The sequence below is a fragment of the Acinetobacter sp. 3657 genome, assembly GCF_031456775.1.
Lineage (GTDB): Bacteria > Pseudomonadota > Gammaproteobacteria > Pseudomonadales > Moraxellaceae > Acinetobacter.
In genome coordinates this window covers 114,025-131,855 of the sequence record NZ_JAVDVH010000008.1, presented here as the reverse complement: position 1 = coordinate 131,855, position 17,831 = coordinate 114,025, and the positions used below count along the sequence as shown (strand labels likewise).

The window sequence follows — 17,831 nt, the reverse complement described above, 5'->3', positions numbered from 1 at the left end:
AACCTAAAAAGCTGTCTCAGCATGTGATGAGACAGCTTTTTAGCAACACCTATCTCTATTTAGTTTCAGTTTTTTCCTTCATATAGTGTTCCGCAACATCTAATACATAATCCTGACACGCTTCACCTGTAGCGGGATCATAAGCGCCATTATTGGTAATATTATTGGATAAAACCCGAATGCCAAGGAATGGCACTTTAAATTGATATGCAATTTGTGCAACCGATGCTGCTTCCATTTCCTCAACAGAAGTACCATATGTGCTATGCAAGAAGTTAATTCGATCTAATTCATTATTCCAAACATCAGCCGAGCCAATCGTACCTTCTACAACTTGGCCTTTGCTATAGTTTGCTTTGGCTTTATAGGCCGCAACCAGTAAGGCTGGATCCCCTTCAAACTTGCGTATCGCAATCGGTTCAGGATCAGACTCATCATCAGGAAGTACATCAAATGCTTCGTTCCATGTCAGTGAGTTTGAACCGCCATTTATGGGTTGATGAGGTGTTTTGAATGCACCGATATTGGTCGTATATTTTCCAAGAACAATATCAAACACATGTAAATCAGGATCATGTCCGCCTGAAGTACCTTGATTTATAATCGCAATCGGTTGGTAATGCTGAATGGCAATCGCTGTTGCTGCGGCTGAATTACTCATGCCCATTCGGGTCTTCGAGATAATCATGGGATAACCTTTATAGCTTCCCTTCCAAAACGTCCAACCTCCTATCGTCTCAACTGTGACACCGTCTAATTTCGATGCCATTCGTTCAGATTCAATCGGCAATGCACCTTGTATCACAATAGGCTGTAATTGGGGCTTTTCTTGTGCTTGCTGAGGATTTGAATCACCATCTCCATTACAGGCACTTAGAAACAAAGCGGTACAGACACTGGCAATCCCCATAAACCGTTTAAAATGCATCATCCATCTACTCTCAATCGAAAAGAGAGAATAAGCAATCCACATGCCAGTTTTTACTCATTGGTATAATTTTAATTCTTATCAATCAAAAAATCATTTTGCTCAGCACATAAAAAAACCAACATCATGATGTTGGTTTTTTTAAAGCATTAAGTTTGGAAATCGGTTTATTTAGAAAATGCGTTTGTCATCTTTTTGATGCTTTGGTAATTTTTCCATTTGCTCAAGCAGTGCTTGCGCGATAGCCATAAAACTTTCAGCCGCAGCATCTTGCGCAATTACGCTTGGTTTACCTTGATCCGCATGTTCACGGATTTTAGCATCTAAAGGTAAACGCCCAAGTAATGGAATTTGGTATTGTTCAGAAATTTGATCACCACCACCGATCCCAAAAATTTGTTCTTCAAAACCACAATTCGAACAAATATGTGTCGACATATTTTCGATCACACCAAGCACTGGAATGCTGACACGATTAAACAACTCGATCCCTTTCACCGCATCCATGAGTGCCACATTCTGAGGTGTTGTCACAATCACTGCACCTGTCACAGGTATACGCTGTGCCAATGTCAATTGGATGTCACCTGTTCCCGGTGGCATATCAATCACCAGTACATCTAAATCAGGCCAAAGCGTTTGATTAAACAATTGCATCAATGCCCCTGTTGCCTTTGGTCCACGCCAAGCCACAGGGGTATTATGTGCGCCAATGAGATGACCGATCGAAATCACCGCCATGCCATAGGCATCTAAAGGTACAAAATGTTCATTTTCAATTTGTGGTGTTTGACCTGCATTTCCAAGCATCGTTGGAATACTTGGGCCATAGATATCAGCATCGAGAACACCGACTTTTAAACCCATTTTTTGTAGTGCAAGTGCAAGATTCACTGTGGTGGTTGATTTACCCACACCACCTTTACCCGATGACACCAAAATTACATTTTGAATGCGTGGATGAGCTGCAATATCACGCTGTTGCGGTGCAGCTTTTTGAATGGGTGGATTATTTGGGTCTGTTTCAGCTTTTGTGGACGCATCCATCACAGGCGGTAGTTTTGTATTTTTTGTATGGGCAGTTTCCGCTTTAGGCTTAGATGAACAGCTATGACCTGCTTCGCCATGTGCAGCGTGTTTTTGTTGAACGACATGCAGGTTTAACTCCTGAATGCCACATTTTTCTAAGGCTTCAGCAAGTTCATCATGGATTTGTTGTAAATGATCTTTTTCTTGAGGAAAGGTATTAATCGTCAGTTGCAAAATACGACCTTGGACATTCACTTGGCTAATCCGATCTTTTAAGCCATTTTCTGAATAAGGTAATACATAGTTTTGTAGAACTGTTTGAATCTCGTCTTCCTTCACTTCTTGTGCTGGTGAAAAAACAGATTTTAAGGAAGAAAGCCACGACATTTTGTTTACTCCAAAAACAGATCAACATAGGACTGAGTTTGGTTAGTTTAGCAGGATCGAAGAAGTGACGCTCATATCAAAGAAGACAATTGCTTATTTTTTACAGCATATTTCTTCATAAGATATGAGCATCAGTTATTTAAATTTAATCAGCCAACTAGCCTTTGAATTTATTTATAGTATCCGTTGCTGCTTTCTTTAAATCATCCAATTTGCTACTTGCCTGAGCTTTGAGATCATCAAATTTTGCAGCAGCTTCGTCTTTCAATTCAGCCGCTTTTACTTTTGCATCATCTAACTTATGACTTGCTTCTTCTTTTAAGTGGTCAAATTTGTCTTGAACGCTATGTTGGGTATCTTCAAGTTTAGCTTTAATTTCATCCACTTTATTAGAAAAAGCCTCTTTGCTTTCGCTACTTTGCTCAGACGCATCTTTTTTTAGATCATCCAATGCTTTTTCACCTTTCAGTTTTAGCTCCTCTGCTGAGTGCTTTAAATCATCAACTGCTTTTTCGCCTTGTAACTGCGCTTCTTTTGCTTTGTGTTTTAAATCATTACCTAAGTCGGCTGCTTGAGTTTTTAACTCATCAATTTTTTCATTTGTCATCGTAATTCCTCACTTATAGGTAAATATAAATTGTTTGGAGCAGACTTAGTTATACCGCGTTTATGTTGATTTTTTAGCAATTGCAGCAAATTGAAACAAAGGATATACAGGAATATTCAAATCATTTCTGATTGATAACCTTATGAATTTTTGGATATAAAAATCATATCAATGAATAACGTTTAATTTACTTCAAGAAATTCATTTTTAGAGATCTCATATAAGACATGCCAGCTTAAAGGGTGATCTGATTCCAAAGCTGGATGTTGAAATTCTGTGATCTTTCTCATTTTCAACTTTCGCATGACCGCTTGCGATTTTTCATTTCCTAGTGTGGTAAATGACACAACTTTGTCTAATTTCAACTGATCAAAAGCGAATGTGAGAGCCGCTTGAGCTGCTTCTGGTGCATATCCCTGCCCCCAATACGCTTGATCGAGTCGCCATCCGATTTCCACACACGGTGAAAAAGAATACTGGGTAGGTTGGTCATGTAAACCAGTAAAACCAATAAATTGCTGGTTGTGCTTTAACTCAACTGCCCAAAAGCCCCAACCTTGAGTCTCGATAATCGACTTCATTCTATCGATCAAGGCATCACTTTCTGCTCGCGTCAGTAGTTTTGGAAAATATTCCATAACTTGTGGATTGGTGCTCATTGCGGCAAAGGATACATAGTCCTCTGCTCGCCACGGTCTTAAACGTAGTCGAGCTGTTTCGATCATTTTTAGACCCATTAAATTTCAATTAAAAAACTATTCACAATATAAAAAAATAGATCAGATATACTTTTGCACTATCGAAATCTTAACCTTATTTATAAAGCTTTAAATATGAATGAAAACGAACTTTTAGAAATTCAACATGAACTTCAAGCTCAAGAAAAGCGCTTAAGGTACATTCTTTCAAGTAAAAGAAGAATCCAAAGCATGATTGATTCTTTTGAGCGCGATGTGGCAGAACAGTTACTTCCTGTCATTCATAATGAAAGCAATGATTATGCTGGAATTGCAACGAGCTTAGCACTTTCGATTTGTTGGAAATTTTCAAAAGTAGAATTTCCAACAACCGTGCATTGGTGTAGCGAGATGAGCATCAGTGATTTAGAGATAAAAGATGAGCTGACTGTTGCGATTAAAGCTCAAGCTTGGTTAGGTACTTTAGGTAGTGATGAACTTTGGCAAACACCTTTATTTGCTGAAATTACGGTTGATCCAAAGAGCAATAGCTTAAAAAGCTATCACATTCATTTCCTGTCTAAAGGCAAAATCATTTCGTTGAGAAAAAATTCTAAGCACAGTGTAACCGTTAAACAAATGCAGAGTATGTGATCTCTAAAGATTTCACTGATTCCCTTGTGCAAGTCGGTGTTAAGTCATGTAAAATCATCCACCTTGAAATACGAATGAGAGAACAATATCCGTGCGTAAAATTTTAGTCACCAATGCCCTTCCTTATGCCAATGGTCCTATCCATATGGGTCACTTACTCGGTTATATCCAAGCAGATATTTGGGTTCGTGCGATGCGTGCAATGGGTCATGACGTGACTTACGTATGTGCGGATGATGCTCATGGGACAGCGATCATGCTGCGTGCCGAAGCAAATGGCATTAGCCCAGAAGCACAGATTGCCAACGTTCAAAAAGAACATATCCGTGACTTTGATGGCTTTGGCGTACATTTCGATCACTATGATTCAACCAATAGTGACGAAAACAAAGCACGTTCAGAAGAAATTTATATTAAAAACCGTGAAGCAGGCAATATTGCGATTCGTCCTGTAAATCAGCTATTTGATCCAGAAAAAGGCATGTTCTTGTCTGACCGTTTCATTAAAGGCACGTGCCCAAAATGTAAATCGGAAGATCAATACGGCGATGCGTGCGAAGTGTGTGGCACAACTTACAATGCAACTGAATTACTCAATCCACGCTCAACTTTGAGCGGTGCGACACCTGTTGAGAAATCATCAGACCATTACTTCTTTAAACTTCCAAATTTCTCAGAATACTTACAGAAATGGACACGTGATCAAGGTCGTTTACCTGTTTCGATTGCCAACAAACTCGATGAATGGTTTGAAGCAGGTTTATCTGATTGGGATATTTCTCGCGATGCGCCTTATTTTGGTTTTGAAATTCCAGATGCGCCAAACAAATATTTCTATGTTTGGGTGGATGCACCGATTGGCTATATGTCGAGTTTTGAAAACTACATCAAAACCAAACGCCCTGATTTAAGTTTTGATGATTTCTGGAAAAAAGATTCAGAAAATGAAGTCTATCACTTCATTGGTAAAGACATCGTTTACTTCCATGCGCTGTTCTGGCCTGCAATGCTTGAAGGTGCAAACTACCGTACGCCATCTGGTTTATTCGTCAATGGCTTCTTGACTGTGAATGGTCAGAAGATGTCGAAATCTCGCGGTACATTCATCAAAGCTGAAACTTATTTACAGCATTTAAATCCTGAATATTTACGCTACTACTTTGCTTCTAAACTTTCAGACAAAGTTGAAGATTCAGATTTAAACCTAGATGACTTCGTTCAGAAAGTGAATTCGGATCTTGTTGGTAAAGTGGTGAATATTGCGAGCCGTTGTGCAAAATTCATTAATACCAATTTCAATAATACTCTTTCAAATACCTGTGCTGAGCCTGAGTTAGTGCAAAGCTTTATTGATGCAGGCGATTCAATTGCACAAGCATACGAAGCACGCGAATTCTCTGCTGCAATCCGTGAAATCATGGCGTTGGCAGATCGTGCGAATCAATATATTGATGAGAAAAAACCTTGGGCGCTTGCGAAGCAAGAAGGTCAGGAACAACAAGTTCATGATGTGTGCGCAGTGGGTATTAACCTTTTCCGTCAGCTTGCGGTTTACTTATCCCCTGTATTGCCAACACTTGCTGCACAAGTTCAGGCTTTCTTAAAACTTGAAAGTTTTAACTTCGAATCACGTAAGCAAATCTTAGTTTCACATGAGATCGCTCAATTCCAACCGTTAATGCAACGCGTCGACCCGAAAGCAGTTGCTGCAATGGTTGATTCTTCTAAAGATTCTTTAGTCGCTACGGCAGAAGCGCCAAAAGTTGAAAAGAAAAAAGAGAAGAAAGCTGAGAAGAAGCCTGAACCAAAAGTGGGTGAAGCTGAAATTATTGGCATTGAAGATTTTATGAAAGTTGACCTGCGTGTAGCTGAAGTTTTAGAAGCTTCAACGGTCGAAGGTTCGGATAAATTACTTCAATTAACTTTAAATGTAGGTGAAGCTGAGCCACGTAATGTGTTTAGTGGTATTCGTGAGTTCTACCAACCAGAAGACTTAAAAGGTAAATTGGTGGTGATGGTGGCTAACCTTGTACCTCGTAAAATGCGTTTTGGTATCTCAAATGGTATGGTACTTGCAGCGGGTAATGGCGAAGGTGTTTGGGTGATTTCACCTGAATCTGGCGCTAAAGCTGGTGATAAAGTTTCTTAAGATTTAGACCTTGAAAGAAAAGCCTCTACGTTGTAGGGGCTTTTTTGTTTGTTAGCTAACTTTTTGTCCTTGCAAATCATTTACAAGAGAAATTTTACTTTCATCAGATAAATCATCATATTTAGACTTTAAATTTTCTAGTAAGAAATTATTAGATAGATTAAATTCGTCAAAAATAGTATACCAATCTTTAACATAACATTTTATTTTTTCAGCTTGTAGAACTAAACCAAGCTCCCCTTTATCTTTATGGCTTTGTAGTTGTGCCTTAATCGAAAAATCATCTTTTGAAATTTTCCTACCAATCAAGATTAATTCAAAAACTAATTTTCCACTATTAAAACCAGGGTATTTAGCAATAATCTCTGCATAGTCGTTTAACTGTTGTAAATGTTTTTTATTCAAAGAGATACTTGGTTTTTTTATTTCAACGATAATACACTTGTAAATAGGTTTACCTAGGGCATCGAATGTATATTGTTTTCTTGCAAGAAACAAATCAACTTGTCTATTAAGTCCTTGAATGACTACTTCTGTATGATCATCAGAATCTAAATCATCTAACCCTATTTCATTGACTCCCTTAATTTCTTTTCTTAATTTCTGAGCAATTTTTGTAAACGTATCTTCTTCTGCACCCAAAAGCTCATATTGTGAACCAAAAAGCCATGTATTTGCTTCAATAATTTTTTGTAAATCTGGCGTTTCTAATACCGATTCATAATGCTTATCCATTAATTCTTTAAGTTTGGCTACAGCTAACTCTCTTTTCTGTAAAATTTCAATCGTACTAATTATATTTTCTAACGTAGTTGATTTAAGTTGCTTTGCTAGCAAATTAACCTGAGTATCACTTAAGTCTAAGACATCATCTAAAACATCAAATATTTCATCATTTTCTTTAGATACCAAAAGCTTATCCAGCATTCTAATAATAATTTTTAAGGGCTTTGTATTAAGATTTGCAAAAACTTTGGGATCAGCTAAATAAATACTTCTCACAGCATCTTTTGTATTTTTCTTTCGCCATAATGCATAACTGTGCTCATAGCCAAGGTAAGATGGGAAATATCCTTTTTCATCATAACTTTCTATTTTGGCATCGACATACTCTCTTAAATAATCTTCATATATTTCTTTCAGAAAAAAACTCATTTCTGAATTAATTTTTCTTAATATTTTTTGTTGTTGCTCAAATTTAGAATCCATTTCTAATTCATTTTTATTATATGTATCATTCCATTCAGATAAAGCATAACAACTTGTAAAAAAATCTATCTTATTATTAGCCTTACTTAATTCTTTAAAAATTATCTTTTGATTAGAATCTAATAAATAATTACATGATTTATCATGACTTAACTTTTCATGCCATCTAATAGCCTTTATTTTAAAATTAATATTTTCGATTTGTACATCTTTTTCAAAGCAAGAGTTTTCTAAGATAGGTACTTCAATCCCATTTAAAAGTAGTTTTCTGTGTGGGTTTACTATTAATAGCCAACTAAATTCTTTTTTTATACTATCCAATAAGCTTTCTTCAGATGGAAATTGAACCTTGGGATATAATGAGCTCAGAACAACACAAGTACCTGATTTTAAATTTTTTAAAATCCCTATTTGATTTTCTTTTGCTATAAACTCTCCCTCATATTTGGAAATTGTATCAGCAGAAATACGAATTTTAGCATTCTCATTTTTGTATTTAGTAAACCACACCGCTTCATTTGCTAATTTATGAAAAGCTAGGCGTCCTCTCCCATGCGATCCATGCAGGTCATCATCATTTTTCTTATTAGATTCATTAAACTTTTGAAAACTATTATCCAAATTTACTAGATCAATTCCATCTCCATCATCACAAATTGATATAGACTCGACTCTACCTAATGCATTCTTAAGCAACCTCACATTGACATTAGTCGCTCTTGCATCAAAACCATTCCAAACAAGCTCAAAAATAGCTTTATATGGTTCCATATTTTTAAAGTGTTTTTTTATTCCATCATCTGTAATCTGAGCAGTACCACTAAAGTTTTGCATCTTCAAAGAACCAATTTTTTTCTTATTCAAATGAATCATAACCTATAAATAGATTTAAAAAATATTAAAGACTTATTACTTCATAAAAATTTTAAAAAATTGCTTTTTATGCTAAAAAGTAGACCATTCAATAAATTTTGAGAATATTTATAAATGAAAAAAATAGCCCTACTCCTTTCAGCTTCATTCTTAAGCAGCGTTCCTTTACTCACTCAAGCAGAAACAAGCAAAACCCTGCCAGTCATTGAACAACAAAAACAAGTCTCAGGCTTTTACCAACATCAAGTTGGTGATGTACAGATTACATCCTTGCTCGATGGCACCAACTTTATGTCGCCAAACCTGTTCAAAGATATATCACCACAACAAGTGCAAGAAATCTTGAAAAAGTACTATGCTGACCAAGATAAAGGCGTGCAAACCTCAATCAATGCATTCCTCGTCAATACAGGAAAATCACTGATTTTAGTCGATAGCGGTGCTGAAAGTTGTTTCGGTGCACATCTTGGTTCTATTTTGAAAAATCTAGTTGCTTCAGGATATAAACCTGAACAAGTCGATACGATTTTACTTACCCATTTGCACCCAGACCATGTTTGTGGAATCAGCCAAAAAGGCACAGCTAATTTTCCAAATGCCACAGTTTATGTATCTGAGGATGAAGCTAAATATTGGCTAGATCCAAAACAAGCGGCAAAACTACCAAAAGACAAACAAGCCAACTACTTAAGTACAGTCGAAATGATCAAGGAAGCTATTGCGCCCTATCAAGCTAAGCAACGCTTTAAAACATTTAAGCTCGGTGATGAAATTCAAGGCTTTAAAGTCATCAACACGGCAGGACATACCCCAGGACACTATAGTTATGAGCTAAAAACCAAAGATCAAAGTGTCGTGTTTATTGGTGATATTGTTCATTCTCATACCGTGCAATTTGATAAACCTCAAACTGCAATTGAATACGATATCGATCCGAAAAAAGCAGTTCAGACACGTTTAAAACAATTTGCGAATTTTGCCAAGAATGGACAAACCATTGCAGCACCACATTTACCATTTCCGGGGATTGGGCATATTTATTCAGCAGATGGTAAAAGTTATCAATGGATTCCAACCCATTTCAAAGATTGATAAACATAAGCGTGTGTTGTAGATCAATGCACGCTTTTACTGAACTAAAACAAAAATAAAAATGACTTGAATTTACTTCGGACAAAAATGTCCGTTAAATATAATGTAAATACTCCATGAACTTCAAACATGCTAAATCGCCAACAACAGGCAGCCCATAACCGTGATGAGCTACTCAATGCAGCAGAGGAAATTTTCCGAACACAAGGCATACATGCACCGTTACAAGCGATTATTGATCATGCAGGTGTTGGACGTGCAACGTTTTATCGTAATTTTGCTGATCGTAAAGCATTAATCATTGCGCTACTCGAACAAGCCATCATTCGTTTAGAACAACGAGCGCAAGCTTTACTTGAGTTTGATGATGGTTTTATTCGCTTGATTGAAGGTCATATTGAACAACTCCCTCATCTGATTGTACTGATTGATTACTGGCGTGTCATTGATCGCCAAGACCCAATCATGCTAAACATTTATGCACGGCGTGATAAAGCATTACAACCACTCATTGATCGAGCCATACAATATCATTTATGCCGCCCAGATCTAACAACACAAGATTTTGCCATGATTGCGGCGATTTTAGGGTCTTCATTTCAAGGTCATAACGCATCAGAACAAGTTCGACTAGCAAAGCGAGCCATACAATTATTATTAAACGGTATTAAAATTTAGTTCGAGGCATAAAATGGATAAAACACCTCGTTATCTTGAGACTCCTCCAGATTGGTCACCTGACGAGCGCCCAACGCTACCCGGCTCGCCTGCCGCTATTGCACATGCCACACCGAAACGCTTTGCATATTTTATTATTGGTTTATTTATCTGCATCGCTGCGAGCTTGAGTAATGGATTTATTATCGCTAATTTACCAATTTTCCAAGGTGAATATGCTTTAACTCCCTCTCAAACCGCATGGCTACCTGCGGCTTATGTGATGGCAAACGTTAGCTCGAATTTGATTTTATTCAAAGCCCGTCAACAATATGGATTGCGTCTGTTTTCAGAGATTGGGTTACTGGTTTTTATTGGTGTTCTGATCTTACATCTCTTTGTAAAAACCTATGAAATGGCGTTATTTGTTCGGTTTATTGCAGGTTTAGCCGCAGCACCGTTAAGTTCGCTAGGGATGTACTACACCATGCAAGCCTTTGGTAAGGCTGATATGGCAAAAGGGATTTATCTCGCTTTCGGCTTTCAGCAACTCGGCTTGCCTTTGGCATGGATTATTTCTCCATTTCTACTAAGTGCCAATCAATGGGATGTGATTTACACTTTTGAACTCGGTTTAGCCATTTGTTGTTTTGCCATGGTCGTCGCACTCAAACTACCTCGTAGCTTGCGTTTAGAGGTTTTTGAAAAACAAGATTTTTTTACTTTTGCGCTGTTGGCTCCCGGTTTTGCTTGTTTATGTATCGTGTTAACACAAGGTCCAATTCTGTGGTGGTTCAATAGCCCGTGGTTGGCCTATACCTTGATCATTGGCTTTTGTTTGATTGTTTTGGGTCTAACCTATGAGCATTATCGTCGTAACCCACTGATTATGACGCGTTGGCTCGCAACGGGTGATTTACTCGGTTTTATCATTAGTGCTTTTGCTTTACGGCTACTCATGTCCGAACAAAGTTATGCTGCTGTTAATTTTCTAAAAACAATGGGCATGGGTCCTGACCAATTTGTTCCACTCTATGGCGTTATCTTTTGTGGAACAATTGCGGGCTCTGTATTTAGCGCACTCACCTTTCATAAAGATCGTTTGATCTTAAATCTGTTCCTAGCCGAAATTCTGATTTTTATTGCATGCATACTCGACTATCACCTGACCAGTGATGTTCGACCAGCGAATTTCTATCGAAGTCAATTCTTGGTGAGTTTTGCAGGTGGTGTATTTATTGGCCCATTATTGTTGATGGGATTTCTACGTACCTTACAACGTGGTCCGCAGTACGTCGTGACCTTTATCGTACTATTCACCGCCACTCAAAACTTTGGTGGTCTGGTTGGTTCATCATTCTTCAACACCTATCAGCAACGTCATACCTACGATTACAAGGTCGAAATCAATCGCAGTTTAGACCCCACAGACCCATTGGTTGCGCAACGCTTACAGCGCTATCAACACAGTGCCATGATCAATACCACTGATCCTGTATTACAAAATAAGCAAGCGATGCAGAACTTGAATCAAGTGGTAACGCGTGAGGCTCAAGTCCGTGCTTATAACGACGTCATTATACTCAATGGCATCTTTGCTGTTATTTTATTCGTATGGGGATTATTTAAGTATATACGTGACAAATACATCGCGCGAATAAAGATAGAAACGGCCAATTCACCTACTTGAACATTTGATTGAGAAAAGATTATGTCCGAAGAACAAGATAAACCGAAAAATGAGCTGCCCCAAAGTAGTGAGCCAAAACAGCCCGCTACACCAGTAGAAGCGCCAGATGCTGTGGCACAAATGCCGCCGCCTCCACCACCTGCGAGTAAACTCATCAAAACTAAAAGCTCAACACTATGGTGGATGTTAGTGGTCTTATTGGTGGGGATTATTATCATTTTATGGGCATGGCGAATTGGTCCTTTTCACACCGCGATTGAACAAACCGACAATAGCTATGTCAAAGGCAAAACCACGATTTTGTCCTCACAAATCAATGGCTATATCAAAGATGTACTGGTCAAAGATTTTGATCAGGTGAAACAAGGTCAAGTGCTGATGCATATTGATGCCACAACCTATGATCAGAAGGTCACTCAAGCCGTTTCAGGGGTTGAGCAAGCACAGAATAGCCTCGCAAACCAAACTCAAGCCATCGCCCAACGCCAAGCCGATGTTGTCGCAGCTCAGGCAAAATTGGAGCAAGTCAAAGCACAATATGATTTATCTATTGCACAATTGAGACGTTATCAACAACTGGGCAATAGTGGTGCTGCTTCCAAATCAGAACAAGACAAAGCGGCGGCTGATGCACAAAACAATCTTGCACTGCTCAAGCAAGCCGAGGCCAATATTTTAGTGGCCCAAGAAGCATTGAAAACAGCTCAAGTTGCGCAAATGGGTTTAAAAGCACAAGTGAATAGTGCACAAGCTCAGCTTGACCAAGCCAATACAACAAAGGATTACAGTACCATCGAAGCACCATTGGATGGTCAGTTAGGCGAAGTCAATCCTCGTGTGGGTCAATACGTCGCGGCAGGCACCCAATTGCTTTATTTAATCCCAAAGCAAACGTGGGTGATTGCAAATTTTAAAGAAACGCAGATCGCCAATATGAAAATTGGACAAAAAGCCACTTTCACTGTCGATGCGATGAATCATCAAAAGTTTACGGGACATGTTGAGCAAATCTCACCTGCCGCAGGTTCAGAGTTCAGTGTATTGAAAGCAGATAATGCGACGGGTAATTTTACCAAAGTGGTGCAACGCATTGCCGTACGTATCGCCATTGATCCAAATCAAGACGGTATAGCAAACTTACGTCCGGGTATGTCAGTGGTGACTTCTGTGGATACCGACTCTTAAAGCAACACTGACATTCTCAATCAAATCCATTTACAATGTGATCAAATTAATTGTTAGCTCAATGAAATGTTTGATCACATTGCTTTTCCGACACCTTATCAGACATTAGCACTGCCCTATCCTGTTCAACTGACCATCAAACGTCTTGATCTGATTCATCCTCAAATTTCAGGCAATAAATTTTTTAAACTCAAATACAATTTTTTGGCTGCTCAACAACAAGGCTTAAAACAAGTGCTCACTTTTGGTGGAGCATACTCAAATCATATTGCTGCGACCGCTTATGCAGCACAACATTTTGGTTTTGATAGTATTGGCATCATTCGAGGTGAAGAATTAGCCTCACAACGCTTAAATCCAACATTAGAAACAGCGCATGACTTTGGTATGCAACTACATTTTGTCAGTCGTGCTGAATATCGTTTTCGCCATGAAACTGAATACTTAGCACAGTTACAGCAACAATATCCTCAAGCTTTGATTATTCCTGAAGGTGGAACCAATGTCCTCGCCATTCAAGGTACACAGGAAATTCTATCTGCCGATGACTTAGCAAATTATGATCTGATTTGCTGTGCAGTGGGGACAGGAGGAACGATTGCAGGCCTCATCGAAAGCAGTGCTGATCATCAGCACGTCTTAGGCTTTTCTGCGTTAAAAGGGGATTTTTTGAAACAAGACATTCAGAAATGGACGAATAAAAATAATTGGTCGCTCACCGATGCTTATTGTTGTGGCGGCTACGCGAAAACCACACCAGAGCTACTACAATTTATGCAGCAATTCGAAGAACAATATAATATTCCACTAGAACAAATATATACCGCTAAAATGATGCTGGGCGTATTTGATTTAATTCAACAAAATCAATTCCCTGCACATACTCGAATTTTGGTGATTCATACAGGTGGTTTACAAGGTAAATTAAAAGCTATCAACTGATAGCTTTTGTCATCGCTTTCACGTTGTCATTAAAACCAACCATCGCCAATTGGCTTGTTATCATTGAATACAATCAATCCTTTCACAATACGATAAATAAACCAAATCGTCGCTGCCAATAGAATTGGAATGCCAATCAGGATAAAAGACAACACAACTCCAATCACACCTGCAATCAAAGTGACCCAAAAGGTTTTTATTTGCCATTCAAAATGACTAGCAAGCCATGTCCCTTGTACTTCATCACGTTTGATATAATTCATAATGATTGCGGCAATACTGGTTAAGCCAACAATGATGCTCACAGCATATAATACATAAATAATGAGTGTATATTGTTTCAATTGATCTTGGTTTTCTGGCTAATTATGACCTAAAATTGTTTTATCATTCATTATATTGCCCTCTTATTTAAAGTTATGTTTATAACATACCTTGCAATAAAAACATTTTTTCTAGTCAAGCACTCTACATATTAAAATTTGTTTAAATCTTTTATAATCGGCCGCTTTTCGTCTATCGAGTTATGTCCATGGTTCATCAAGTTGATGTGGTTGTTTTAGGTGCTGGTGCATCAGGCTTGATGTTGGCTGCTGAGGCTGCAAAACGTGGACGATCGGTTGTGGTACTCGAAAAAGCCAATAAAGTCGGTAAAAAGATTTTAATGTCGGGTGGTGGTAAATGTAACTTCACTAACCTAGATGTTGAACCTAAAAACTTTCTTTCTGAAAACCCACATTTCGTTATTTCTGCCCTATCACGCTACACCAATTGGGATTTCATCGGTTTGGTTTGTGAGTATGGCATCGAATATGAAGAGCGCAAACATGGACAACTTTTCACCACAAAAGGTGCAAAAGAGATTCTGGAAATGTTACTTGCAGAATGTGCAAAAACCAAACAAGTCGACATTGAAACGCATTGTGAGGTTCAAAGTGTGAAGGCACAAAAAGAATCTGGCTTTGTTATCAACACCAATCAAGGTACCTTTCAATGTGAATCCTTAGTTGTTGCGACAGGTGGATTATCCATTCCAACCTTAGGCGGTTCAGGTTTTGGTTATGAACTTGCACAACAATTCGGTCATCACGTCTTCGCAACTCGCGCAGGGTTAGTTCCATTTACTTTCTCAGATCAGTTTAAAGAAGTGACCACTCGCTTAAGCGGTAATGCCTTGGATGTAAGTTTGAGCAATGATCGCCATCAATTTACTGAAGCATTATTGTTTACCCATCGAGGTTTAAGTGGGCCAAGCTCATTACAGCTTTCAAATTACTGGCATATCGGTGAACGTTTCTACATTGATTTTTTCCCAAGCCAAGATTTCAATCAATTCTTTAAAGATAAGAAAAAAACACAGCCTAAAGTTTTACTACGTACCCTACTTAATGAATTCACCGCAAAAAGTATCGTACTCGAATTACAACAATTGATTTGGGCTGAGCAAAGCGAGACGGCGATTGGCAATATCAGTGATCTACAACTTGAACAAATCGCAGCGCAATTGCATGCATTTTCAGTCAAGCCTTCTGGAACTGAAGGTTATCGCACAGCCGAAGTCACCCTCGGTGGTGTAGATACAAGCGAAGTCTCATCGAAAACCATGGAAAGTAAAAAACAGAAGGGCTTATATTTTATTGGTGAGGTGCTTGATGTAACGGGACACTTGGGAGGATATAACTTCCAATGGGCATGGTCATCAGCACAAGCTGCCGCCCAATTTGTTTAAACCACGACATCAATCGAGAGCTGGCTCAGAACTTCAACGATGCTCGGAAGTCTTTTCTGCTTCTGAAGAAGATGCCTTGCGTGCGTTTGAGCTTGATTGTTCTTTTTCAGCATTTGATTTCGCAAAGACAAATTTATAAGCACTCGCCAAAAAACCTACAGTGATCCCTGCAATAATAATCGGCGCGAATACTCGATTTGGCTTCTTCATTTCATTCTCCTATAAATTTTTTTATTCATATATAAGTAAAACGACCACTCGCTAAGAGTGGTCGAATTGGCAAAAAAAATCAAAGATTATTTTTTCTATTCATCCGAATGTGGTGGAGATGGCTGTGTCGGTTGAACAGTATTAGGTGAAACAGTCTCATTTTTATGCAAAGGATTTGGTTGTTTCGCATCCGCTTTTGCTTTATCGAGTAAATCACCAAGTAAACGTTCAGCAGGTTGACGCCCCCCCAATCCGAATGCCAGTGCAAATGCAACAGCGACCGAACCAAGCGTTAAACCGAATGCCAAATTCACAATCGAGTCTGCAATGCCCATTGCTTTTAAGCCCATTGCAATGACTAAGCCCATAATCAAGATACGAACCAGCGTACCCAACCAGCGTGAACAATTATATTCACCACGCTGCACGACATTTGCAACGACATTTGCCAGCCAGAAACCGATCACCAAAATCACAGCACCAAGTAAGATACTTGCACCAAACTGGATGAACATCGCAATCAGTACACTAACCTGTTCCAATCCAAGTCGATTTGCAGCTTCTGATACCGCAAATAACATGGTAAAGAAGACGATCAAATAGCCAACCACATCAGAAACACGTGTTTGTCCAAGGAAACGCTGCACATCCAGCTTCATTGGAACTTCATCAACACCAGCCCCTGAAATGAGTTCAGCAACTAAACGTCCGACAAAACGAGAAACCACGTATGCAACAATTAAAATCAATATCGCTGCAATGATTTGTGGTATTGCCAACATAATGTCATTGAGCATTGCTGTTGCAGGTTGAGAAATTGCATCTACCCCTAATGCCTCAAATGCAATGATCAATGTCGTAATCATGATCACAGCAAAAACAAAAGAGCCTAAAAATTTACCAACACTTGAATTTTTAAATAATCCCACTTTTTCAGCTTGTGCTTGTAGACCCACACTACTGACCAAGCCTTCCACAATTCCACGAACAATTTTTGCAAGGATATAGCCTACAAAAATGATTACACCAGTAATAAACAGACTTGGTAAATAAGCAATTGCTTCGTTCACCATGTTCTGCACAGGAATCAATAAACCGGTTAAACCCAAGATAGATAAAACAATGGGTAAGAAAAGTAATAAAATTAACCAGTATATAATTTCACCAATATTACTACTGAGCGAACCGACACCGACCTCGCCACTTAGCTTTTCATCAAGCTCAGTTCGTGCAAGTACACGCGTGATGCCTGTTCGTACTAAACTGGCAATAAGCCAACCCAGTCCACCAACAACAATCGCGGCGATAAGATGCGGTATAAACAGTAAGACACTGCCCACCATATTACTAAACGGATCGCTAATACTATTGATATTGAGCACGTTTAATGCCCCAACAACAGCAAGGATCATAATGAACCAAAATACAATTTTGGAAACAATACCCTCAATATTCGGTGTACTGCCTGTCGCAGATGACAATCTATTATTGGTATCAAGTTTTTGCAGTAATTTCTTTACACCTGCCGCAATGAGCAATGCAATAATCCACCCGATTAGCAGGATCGCAATTGCAGCTAAAATCGGCTGAAATTGATCCCAATAATACATTGCATCGAATCCTCCACGTTGGGAGGGATCTCTAAAAAATTCATTCATGTTGTTATCCTTATGTCATGTCGTGTTTTTACATTTTGTACGATCCAATCATGATCACTTTATAAGCAAGCACATAGTTTATGGATGCTTTAACCTTAGTTTTTGTCTATTTCCCAATCAATGAACCGCATCACTAATACAACAAAAAGCATGTA

The 17,831-nt window shown here is 38.6% G+C and carries 16 protein-coding genes; 8 read left to right on the top strand and 8 right to left on the bottom strand.

Going from position 1 to position 17,831, the window contains the following annotated elements:
* Positions 1–55 precede the first annotated feature (55 nt).
* From J2Y37_RS10725 to J2Y37_RS10710, 4 genes are all read right to left on the bottom strand, one after another.
* On the bottom strand, positions 56–931 hold the full coding sequence (locus tag J2Y37_RS10725) for a 5'-methylthioadenosine/S-adenosylhomocysteine nucleosidase (RefSeq protein WP_349032810.1): 876 nt from the start codon (positions 929–931) through the stop codon (positions 56–58).
* A 168-nt stretch (positions 932–1,099) separates the two neighbouring features.
* Positions 1,100–2,344, bottom strand: a complete 1,245-nt coding sequence (gene apbC / locus J2Y37_RS10720) for an iron-sulfur cluster carrier protein ApbC (protein ID WP_349032809.1) — start codon at positions 2,342–2,344, stop codon at positions 1,100–1,102.
* A 157-nt stretch (positions 2,345–2,501) separates the two neighbouring features.
* On the bottom strand, positions 2,502–2,951 hold the full coding sequence (locus J2Y37_RS10715) for a hypothetical protein (protein WP_004669889.1): 450 nt from the start codon (positions 2,949–2,951) through the stop codon (positions 2,502–2,504).
* 182 nt (positions 2,952–3,133) lie between these two features.
* On the bottom strand, positions 3,134–3,676 hold the full coding sequence (locus J2Y37_RS10710; protein ID WP_349032808.1) for a GNAT family N-acetyltransferase: 543 nt from the start codon (positions 3,674–3,676) through the stop codon (positions 3,134–3,136).
* A 108-nt stretch (positions 3,677–3,784) separates the two neighbouring features.
* On the opposite strand from J2Y37_RS10710, the gene J2Y37_RS10705 reads away from it, so the two are divergent.
* On the top strand, positions 3,785–4,282 hold the full coding sequence (locus tag J2Y37_RS10705) for a hypothetical protein (protein WP_349032807.1): 498 nt from the start codon (positions 3,785–3,787) through the stop codon (positions 4,280–4,282).
* A gap of 91 nt (positions 4,283–4,373) precedes the next feature.
* Positions 4,374–6,431 (top strand): methionine--tRNA ligase, encoded by a 2,058-nt coding sequence (gene metG / locus J2Y37_RS10700; RefSeq protein ID WP_349032806.1) that lies wholly within the window; start codon positions 4,374–4,376, stop codon positions 6,429–6,431.
* A 51-nt stretch (positions 6,432–6,482) separates the two neighbouring features.
* On the opposite strand, the gene J2Y37_RS10695 is transcribed toward metG, so the two are convergent.
* Positions 6,483–8,504 carry an ATP-binding protein gene (locus J2Y37_RS10695; protein ID WP_349032805.1) on the bottom strand — a complete coding sequence of 674 codons (2,022 nt, stop codon included), beginning with the start codon at positions 8,502–8,504 and terminating at the stop codon, positions 6,483–6,485.
* Between the two features lie 123 nt (positions 8,505–8,627).
* On the opposite strand from J2Y37_RS10695, the gene J2Y37_RS10690 reads away from it, so the two are divergent.
* The 5 genes from J2Y37_RS10690 (at position 8,628) to J2Y37_RS10670 (ending at position 14,079) form a co-directional block, all read left to right on the top strand.
* Complete coding sequence (locus tag J2Y37_RS10690) at positions 8,628–9,605, top strand: MBL fold metallo-hydrolase (RefSeq protein WP_349032804.1); 978 nt, start codon at positions 8,628–8,630, stop codon at positions 9,603–9,605.
* Between the two features lie 129 nt (positions 9,606–9,734).
* The gene (locus J2Y37_RS10685) at positions 9,735–10,283 is read left to right on the top strand and encodes a TetR/AcrR family transcriptional regulator (RefSeq protein WP_349032803.1); all 549 of its coding nucleotides are present in this window, start codon (positions 9,735–9,737) and stop codon (positions 10,281–10,283) included.
* A 13-nt stretch (positions 10,284–10,296) separates the two neighbouring features.
* Positions 10,297–11,952 carry an MFS transporter gene (locus tag J2Y37_RS10680; protein WP_349032802.1) on the top strand — a complete coding sequence of 552 codons (1,656 nt, stop codon included), beginning with the start codon at positions 10,297–10,299 and terminating at the stop codon, positions 11,950–11,952.
* Between the two features lie 21 nt (positions 11,953–11,973).
* The gene (locus J2Y37_RS10675; protein ID WP_349032801.1) at positions 11,974–13,137 is read left to right on the top strand and encodes an HlyD family secretion protein; all 1,164 of its coding nucleotides are present in this window, start codon (positions 11,974–11,976) and stop codon (positions 13,135–13,137) included.
* A gap of 66 nt (positions 13,138–13,203) precedes the next feature.
* A complete protein-coding gene (locus tag J2Y37_RS10670) occupies positions 13,204–14,079 on the top strand; it encodes a pyridoxal-phosphate dependent enzyme (protein ID WP_349032800.1) in 876 nt (291 codons plus the stop codon).
* A gap of 29 nt (positions 14,080–14,108) precedes the next feature.
* Here the strand turns inward: J2Y37_RS10670 and J2Y37_RS10665 are convergent, their stop codons facing one another.
* On the bottom strand, positions 14,109–14,384 hold the full coding sequence (locus tag J2Y37_RS10665) for a hypothetical protein (RefSeq protein ID WP_349032799.1): 276 nt from the start codon (positions 14,382–14,384) through the stop codon (positions 14,109–14,111).
* A gap of 227 nt (positions 14,385–14,611) precedes the next feature.
* Here J2Y37_RS10665 and J2Y37_RS10660 point away from each other — a divergent pair, with 227 nt between their 5' ends.
* Positions 14,612–15,808, top strand: a complete 1,197-nt coding sequence (locus tag J2Y37_RS10660) for an NAD(P)/FAD-dependent oxidoreductase (RefSeq protein ID WP_349032798.1) — start codon at positions 14,612–14,614, stop codon at positions 15,806–15,808.
* A 33-nt stretch (positions 15,809–15,841) separates the two neighbouring features.
* Here the strand turns inward: J2Y37_RS10660 and J2Y37_RS10655 are convergent, their stop codons facing one another.
* Both J2Y37_RS10655 and J2Y37_RS10650 read right to left on the bottom strand, forming a co-directional pair.
* Positions 15,842–16,018 carry a hypothetical protein gene (locus J2Y37_RS10655; protein WP_004669876.1) on the bottom strand — a complete coding sequence of 59 codons (177 nt, stop codon included), beginning with the start codon at positions 16,016–16,018 and terminating at the stop codon, positions 15,842–15,844.
* 95 nt (positions 16,019–16,113) lie between these two features.
* Positions 16,114–17,676 (bottom strand): mechanosensitive ion channel, encoded by a 1,563-nt coding sequence (locus J2Y37_RS10650; protein WP_349032797.1) that lies wholly within the window; start codon positions 17,674–17,676, stop codon positions 16,114–16,116.
* Positions 17,677–17,831: the final 155 nt, after the last annotated feature.